Source organism: Pseudomonas sp. MAG002Y, from assembly GCF_019400845.1.
In the GTDB taxonomy this organism is placed as follows: Bacteria; Pseudomonadota; Gammaproteobacteria; order Pseudomonadales; family Pseudomonadaceae; genus Chryseomonas; species Chryseomonas luteola.
Genome location: NZ_WOEJ01000006.1, coordinates 323,074 through 330,328, shown reverse-complemented (window position 1 = coordinate 330,328; position 7,255 = coordinate 323,074). Strand labels below are relative to the sequence as shown.

The 7,255-nt window shown below is 55.8% G+C and carries 6 protein-coding genes and 1 pseudogene; 1 reads left to right on the top strand and 6 read right to left on the bottom strand.

The window, feature by feature from the left end; translation table 11 throughout:
- Positions 1-261, bottom strand: a pseudogene (locus GM154_RS11430) (glycoside hydrolase family 5 protein); the annotation flags it as partial.
- A 477-nt stretch (positions 262-738) separates the two neighbouring features.
- Between GM154_RS11430 and GM154_RS11425 the strand changes: the two are divergent.
- Complete coding sequence (locus GM154_RS11425) at positions 739-2,943, top strand: OsmC domain/YcaO domain-containing protein (RefSeq protein ID WP_219652298.1); 2,205 nt, start codon at positions 739-741, stop codon at positions 2,941-2,943.
- A gap of 164 nt (positions 2,944-3,107) precedes the next feature.
- Here the strand turns inward: GM154_RS11425 and GM154_RS11420 are convergent, their stop codons facing one another.
- The 5 genes from GM154_RS11420 to narJ are packed head-to-tail and all read right to left on the bottom strand — an operon-like array spanning position 3,108 to position 7,251.
- The gene (locus GM154_RS11420) at positions 3,108-4,325 is read right to left on the bottom strand and encodes a nitrate/nitrite transporter (protein ID WP_083603263.1); all 1,218 of its coding nucleotides are present in this window, start codon (positions 4,323-4,325) and stop codon (positions 3,108-3,110) included.
- Between the two features lie 59 nt (positions 4,326-4,384).
- Positions 4,385-5,269 carry a peptidylprolyl isomerase gene (locus GM154_RS11415; RefSeq protein ID WP_219652297.1) on the bottom strand — a complete coding sequence of 295 codons (885 nt, stop codon included), beginning with the start codon at positions 5,267-5,269 and terminating at the stop codon, positions 4,385-4,387.
- Positions 5,270-5,273: 4 nt separating this feature from the next.
- Positions 5,274-5,831, bottom strand: coding sequence for a hypothetical protein (locus GM154_RS11410; RefSeq protein ID WP_074825621.1), 558 nt, complete (start codon positions 5,829-5,831; stop codon positions 5,274-5,276).
- Complete coding sequence (gene narI, locus GM154_RS11405) at positions 5,828-6,532, bottom strand: respiratory nitrate reductase subunit gamma (protein ID WP_010798583.1); 705 nt, start codon at positions 6,530-6,532, stop codon at positions 5,828-5,830. The genes GM154_RS11410 and narI overlap by 4 nt, the downstream gene beginning before the upstream one ends.
- Positions 6,533-6,543: 11 nt before the next feature.
- Positions 6,544-7,251: a nitrate reductase molybdenum cofactor assembly chaperone gene (gene narJ, locus GM154_RS11400; RefSeq protein ID WP_258019821.1), complete on the bottom strand. Its 708-nt coding sequence runs from the start codon at positions 7,249-7,251 to the stop codon at positions 6,544-6,546.
- Positions 7,252-7,255 lie beyond the last annotated feature (4 nt).

Here is a 7,255-nt window from a genome sequence, read left to right as displayed (position 1 = left end):
TTGCAGGCGCTCCCAGATAATGGGGAAGCGGAAGGTCTTGATACCCCTGGCGCTCCACTGCTGGAAATAGGATTCCACTGGAAAAATATAGTTGGTGCCATTGATTCCAGGTAAGACATGGGGGGCAAATCCCGCACCGGACAGGTTCAGACTAACCAGATCGACCGGTTCGGCTTGGGCGGCTACCGAGCCAAAGGTAAGACCCACGAGAAGGGGCAGGCTCTTGAAGAATCGCTTAGAAAAATGAATGGACGTGCTCATAATCACCATACTGCTCTGCTAGTGATGGGCTAGGTCTCGCGTCCATGAATACGAGGGGGCTGCCCTAAATAAAAAGTAGTGAGGTCTTGGTACTGGGAGATACCAAGAGGCGCATCCTGACGCTTGTGCCCTTGATTACAAGTGACGTGCCAAAACCTTTACATATAAGGAAACATTTAGGATTAAAGTCCTGATAGCTTTGCTAAATAGTTGATGGCGCAATGCTTTCAGCAGGAAGACCGTTCATCGGGTTTGATTTTTCAGGTCGAGTAGGCAGTGCCTGGTCAAGAAGGGACCCGTTGGGCAGTCAGAAATCTGGCTTTCAGGCGAGACCATTCTGGCGCTTTCGCCTATCCGGCTCGATATTTCTTGAATATTTTCATGATCTATTTTCGCTTTCGTCCAAAAGCAAAAACTTCTTGTCGAGATGCGGGATAATGGCAGCCAATTCGCTTATTCACGTTTCGGTAGTTTTGCATGGAAATCAAGGTCAATTTTCTCGATAACCTTCGGCTTGAGGCTAAGTTCGATGACTTCACGGTCATAGCCGATCAGCCTATCCGCTACAAGGGGGATGGTTCGGCGCCTGGGCCTTTTGATTATTTCCTGGCTTCATCAGCGTTATGTGCTGCGTATTTCGTGAAGCTGTATTGCCAGACACGCAATATCCCTACTGACAACATTCGTCTTTCGCAAAACAATATTGTTGATCCTGAAAACCGTTATCAGCAGATTTTCAAGATTCAGGTCGAGTTGCCGGCAGATATCTCTGACAAGGACCGCCAGGGCATTTTGCGCTCCATCGACCGTTGTACGGTAAAGAAGGTGGTGCAAACCGGCCCGGAATTTGTCATTGAGGAAGTGGACAACCTGGATGCCGATGCTCAGGCGCTGCTGATACCGAGCATGGCCTCTGACACGAACACCTTTATTGCAGGCAAGGATCTGCCGCTTGAGCAGACTATTGCCAACATGTCGGGGATTCTGGCCGACCTGGGCATGAAGATTGAAATCGCTTCATGGCGAAATATCGTTCCCAACGTGTGGTCGCTGCATATACGCGACGCTCATTCGCCGATGTGCTTTACCAATGGCAAGGGGGCCACCAAGGAAGCCGCGTTGGCGTCAGCCCTGGGTGAGTTTATCGAGCGTCTGAACTGTAACTTCTTCTACAACGATCAGTTCTGGGGTGAAGACATTGCCAATGCAGAGTTCGTGCATTACCCGAACGAACGGTGGTTCAAGCCAGGCCGTAAGGATGCATTGCCATCTGAAATTCTCGATGCATACTGCCGGGAAATCTACAACCCTGATGGGGAGCTACGCGGCTCGCATCTGTATGACACCAACTCCGGCAACGTCGAGCGCGGCATCTGTTCGCTGCCCTTTGTACGTCAGTCGGACGGCGAGGTGGTGTATTTCCCGTCCAATCTGATCGAAAACCTGTACCTGAGCAATGGCATGAGTGCTGGTAACACGCTGGCTGAAGCGCAGGTGCAATGTCTGTCGGAAATTTTCGAGCGCGCGGTGAAGCGTGAAATCCTGGAAGGGGAGCTTGCCCTGCCTGACGTACCGCAGGACGTGCTGGCAAAATACCCGGCTATTCTGGCTGGCATCCAAGGACTGGAAGAGCAGGGCTTCCCGGTATTGGTAAAGGATGCATCGCTCGGAGGTGAGTTCCCGGTGATGTGCGTCACCTTGATGAATCCACGTACCGGCGGCGTATTCGTCTCGTTTGGCGCGCATCCAAGCTTGGAGGTAGCGCTTGAGCGCAGCCTCACAGAACTGCTTCAAGGGCGCAGCTTCGAAGGTCTCAATGATCTTCCTCAGCCTACGTTTGAAAGCCAGGCCGTGACCGAGCCGAACAACTTCGTTGAGCATTTCATTGATTCCAGCGGTGTAGTGTCGTGGCGTTTCTTCAGTGCCAAGGCGGATTTCGAATTTGTCGAATGGGATTTTTCAGCCGAGGGTGAAAATGCCAATGCTGAGGAAGCCGCGACGCTGTTCGGTATCCTCGAGGATATGGGTAAGGAAGTGTACATGGCGGTATATGAGGACCTGGAGGCAACGGCTTGCCGTATCCTGGTGCCGGGCTATTCGGAGATTTATCCGGTAGAGGATCTGATCTGGGATAACACCAACAAGGCGCTGTCCTTTCGCGCTGATATTCTGAATCTGCACCGTCTGGATGACGCCGCTCTGGAAGCATTGGTTGAGCGCCTGGAAAACTGCGAGCTGGATGATTACACCGACATCACTACCCTGATCGGCATCGAATTTGATGACAACACGGTTTGGGGACAGCTCACGATTCTTGAATTGAAGTTGCTGATCTATCTGGCACTGAAGCAGTTCGAGGAAGCGCATGAACTGGTCGGTGCCTTCCTGCAGTTCAACGACAATACCGTTGAGCGTGGCCTGTTCTATCAGGCTTTGAATGCAGTACTTGAGGTATCGCTGGACGAGGAGCTGGAGCTGGCCGACTATGAAGTCAACTTCCGCAGGATGTTTGGCAATCAGCGCATGGATGCAGTGCTGGGCTCAGTGGATGGAAGCATCCGCTTCTTTGGCCTGACGCCCACCAGCATGAAGCTGGAGGGGCTGGATAGACACCTGCGACTGATCGACAGCTATAAGAAACTGCATACGGCACGTGCCAGGGCCGCTGCTTCTGCCCATTAGCTGTCATTGAAGGCGCGTAGTGGCTAGGGTCGCTCCCAGCGACTATACACCTGGCGGATGCCAGCAGTGCAATCGCCTGATTACCTGCTATTTGAGTAATCAGGCGCACTCGCAAGACGGACCTGTTACCGCGTTGGGGCAGAGGAGAACTGCCCTTTGCCCGGCTACGAATGATGGGTCTGCTCTTTAGAGGAGGTACCCAATGGAGGTGATCGTCGTACTTCGGTGATGTAGATCAGGATCAGCGACACCCACACGATGCCGTAGAGCAGCATGAAGCAGCTTGAGTTGATACCCAGGAAGTCGAGCAGTGTGCCAAACAGGATAGGCAACAGGAACCCTCCCAGTCCTCCCGCCATGCCGACGATGCCTGAAACGATGCCCATGTTTTGTGGAAAATCATCGCCGATGTACTTGAAGGTAGAAGCCATGCCGCAGGCAAAAGCGATACCTAGAATAAACAGCAGTGCTGTTGCTCCCCAAACCGGAAGGCCAAGATGAAAGTTCATCGGTCCCCGGATAGTTTGAACAGTAAAATCGGTTTGCGGATAGGAAAGTAGAAATAGACTGATCCACGCGATCCACAATACCCACCACGTTACAGCATGAGCACCAAGCCGATCTGACAGCAAGCCGCCGAGCGCTCGAAGGGCACCTCCAGGAAGGGAGAAGCAGGCTGCCAGCAGTGAAGCCTGAGCAATCGAGAGACCGTATTCGTTCAGGTAATACTGTGGCATCCAGATCGAGAGCGCTGTAAAGCCCCCGAATACAACGGAATAATACTGACAATATTTCCAGACGCGCCCATCCCGCAGAACAGCCAGCTGCTGTCTAACCGGAACGGAGCGTCCAGGGGCTCTGGTATCCGGTGCGGCAATTATCCAGAACAGAACCGCCGTCACGAGAAGCGCCACGGCATACACACGCGGCACGCTCTCCCAGCCGTAGCGGGCAACAAGGGTGGGCGCCAGGAACATGTTGATGGCGGCGCCAGCGGTACCTGCCCCGAATACCCCCATCGCAAATCCTTTGCGCTCGCTGGGAAAAAAGCGAGCCACGTAGGGCGTTCCAACCGAGAATGAGGCTCCCACAAGTCCGAGTGCCAGCCCCAACAACAGGAATTGCCAGAGTTGGTTTGCGTAGGAGGCGAGCCAGAGAGGAACGGTGCACGTCAGAAGCAGCAGGGTCATCACTGTTCGACCACCGAAGCGGTCTGTCCAGATACCCAGCGGCAACCGGAAAATGGCGCCGGTCAGGACTGGCGTGGCGGTAAGCAGGCCGAACTCAGATGCACTGAGGCCCAGGGAGGTCTGGATAGGGATGCCGATCACGCCAAACATCATCCAGACGGCAAAGGAGATCAGAAATGCCAAGGTGCTCATCACCAGCACACGCAAGGACTGGGTGCTGGTTGAGGATGCGATTGCTGCCGATCCGGTTTTCAAGAGCAGTTCCTCGCGGGAATGATCACAGGGTCTCGGTTCGGGCCGTGGCCAGCGGAACCGTCCGCTGCGGTGCACGATGATCCTGCCGGCCACGCTGAGGGTCGAGCAGGGGCGCTCTCGCCTGCAAAAAGGTCGAAGCCCTTGATGCTGGCGCGTGCGGCCAGTGAGGCGATATAGCCCTGCACGGCCTGCCGCCAACTGGTTTCCTGCAAAAAGGCGATAATTCGCGGGCGTACTGCCTGCAGTGGCGGTACCCGTCCTTTATGACAAGCCAGCACACGGATGATATGCAGGCCGAACCGGCTTTGAACAACTGTGGGGCATACCTCACCTGCTGCCAGTCCGGCAAGGTGGGTTTCGAATTCCGGCACTGTGCTTCCACGCTCGATCAATCCCAGATCGCCGCCCTGCGTGCTTGATGGACAGTCAGAGAAGCGGGCCGCCAACACGGTCAGTGCTGTCGGGTCATCAAGCACTTCTGCAAGCATCGTTTCTGCCTTTTCCCGTGCCGCCCCAATGGCGCGTTCATCACCGGGGTTCGCTGCGATTAGCAAGTGCTGGACCTGCCAAAGGTCAGGACGCTTCAAACGATCAAGGTTGTGCTGGTACCAGCGCTCCAGCTCTGTCTCGGTTGGCTCTGGAAGCTTCAGCTCAGTTTCGAGCAGACGCCTGATGGCGGCCTCGTCGGCCTCCTCACCGGGCTCAGCATCCTGACCGGTGATACCGTGCCGTGTAGCCTCGGCCAAAAGCAGCTCTCGAACGACGAGTGCGCGTGCGGCCTGTTCCCAGGCAGCGGCTGGGTCATCGGCGTCCTGCAGTTGGGCCTCCAGCGAAAGTAGGTCATCAGTAATGGCAATACCGTCAACGGTGATCATTGTCATGTCCCTACTTTTTTTTATGCTCGTCGAGCCGGGTACGGACAGCAGAAGTGCTCTGCTGTAGTCCGGCTGTTATGCCGTCGTCCAGCGCAATGTTGGGCGGAACGCCGAGCGAGGCCCTGTACAAGGCCCACATGGCACCGGGCTGGTCGGTAGTTCCTCCGTGCAGTAACAGCGGTAGGTTACTGCGATCGGCCAGCAAGTCCGAAAACTGCTTGACCTGCTCCTGTGTCGGCAGGTCCTGAACGGGAAGGTTGGCGTAGCGGATGCGTGCGAATTCCGCATGTTGTTTTTCGGATGCGATTTCTTCCGCTGGCCTCAGATCCACAATCATGGCGAAACCTACGCGCTTGGCTTCAACCACACCCTCGTCCTCAATCGGTCCAGCGATAGCCACCAGCGGCGCAACACGGTGGTAAAGCGGCAATCGCTGCTCGGCAATCTGATCCCCGAATGGCGCGATCCCCGGCTGCGGCGCTACATCATCGGCAGCGCCCGCTGCCAGGGCTGCCTCCATGAACAGAACACCGGATAACAGCCAGAGCATATGCTGGGAAGGCGTCATACGCCCTCCTTGGAAATGTTGGCGTTCTTGCGAACGATCTGCCATCCAGGGCGGCCCAGGTACCAGACAGGCGCAGACCAGACATGGACGAGCCGGGTAAAAGGCACAAGAAGGAACAGCGTCATACCGCAAACCAGATGCAGCTTATAGACCCAAGGCACGTCGGCCACCAGCTGCGCCGAGCCCGGGCGGAACAAGAGAATGCTGCGAGACCACTCGGCAAGCACCAGCATGTAGGTGCCGTCCAGATTTTGCGACGATTCGGGCAGCGTGCTGATCCCGAGGCAGAGTTGGAAGAAGATGAAGAGCAGGATGAAGATATCGGTCGGCTTGCTGGTCTGGCGAATGCGGGCATCCGTCAGGCGCCTATGGATCAACAAAATTCCGCCCACTACGCCGAGGGCGGCGAGCGCACCACCCGTCACGATAGCTAGGATCTGCTTGGCTTTCACGGTCAGGCCGAGCGCATGGTAGACCTCAGGCGGGGTGAGTAATCCTGCAGTATGGCCGACAAAAAGGCCCAGAATGCTGATGTGAAAGAGATTACTGCCCCAGACCAACTGGCGGCGTCTCAAAAACTGGCTGGACTGACTTCGCCAGGAGAATTGGCTGCGGTCAAATCGTGCCCAACTGCCGAGAAAAAAACAGATCATGCACAGGTACGGGTAAAACCCGAACAGGAACTGGTTGAGCCAATTCATGCGGCATACCTCTAGCGTTCTATGAGACGGATGGGTGAAACCTGCACATCACGTTCGAACTGTGCAACCAAGGCGGCTGCGTTCGAGCAGGCACTATCGGCAACTGCGGGCTCCATGAAGCTGACAGGTGCTTCTTCGTAGCGGGCATCCAGTGCTTCAGGGGTATCCTCCTGTTCTCCCTCGGCCAGTCTGGAGGCGACTACCTCGGTGTCTGCTGGCCGTGAGCCTAACGCCTCGATAGCGCGCAGCACTGCAGCATACGGTGTTCCGCGTTTCTCGAGACGACTGGCCAGAAGCGCAACGATCTCTACAATCTCACCGAGTAGGACGGCGGCGTCGGAGGGTGCATGACACGAAACGTATTCCAGAAAGACCGGTAGAAAATCGGGCAACTCATCGCCTGACAGCTCTAGCCCAACGGCCCGATAGTCTTCGACGAGGTTGGCCATGGCCTGGCCCCGGTCCCGTGAGTCACCGTGCACATGACCGAATAGATAGAGCGAGAGGGCGCGTGAGCCACCGTCAAACAGCGACACATAATTCCCTTGCGCCTGTATAGGGTCAGTCGCTGCCAGATGGTCGCAAAAGGCGATGACCTGGTCACGCTGTGTGACGGGTAGCGGTGAGTCATTCAGGATATATCGAATATCCGGCAGGGCCTCCATGAGGGCCTGGTCGGGGTAAAGCAACAGTCCGGCAAGTGCCTTGCACGTTATCATCACG

Excerpts from the sequence above, each read along its gene's own strand:
- GM154_RS11425 (WP_219652298.1), top strand. The coding sequence starts at position 739 with ATGGAAATCAAGGTCAATTTTCTCGATAACCTTCGGCTTGAGGCTAAG.
- GM154_RS11420 (WP_083603263.1), bottom strand. The coding sequence starts at position 4,325 with ATGAGCACCTTGGCATTTCTGATCTCCTTTGCCGTCTGGATGATGTTT.
- GM154_RS11415 (WP_219652297.1), bottom strand. The coding sequence starts at position 5,269 with ATGACAATGATCACCGTTGACGGTATTGCCATTACTGATGACCTACTT.
- GM154_RS11410 (WP_074825621.1), bottom strand. The coding sequence starts at position 5,831 with ATGACGCCTTCCCAGCATATGCTCTGGCTGTTATCCGGTGTTCTGTTC.
- narI (WP_010798583.1), bottom strand. The coding sequence starts at position 6,532 with ATGAATTGGCTCAACCAGTTCCTGTTCGGGTTTTACCCGTACCTGTGC.
- narJ (WP_258019821.1), bottom strand. The coding sequence starts at position 7,251 with ATGATAACGTGCAAGGCACTTGCCGGACTGTTGCTTTACCCCGACCAG.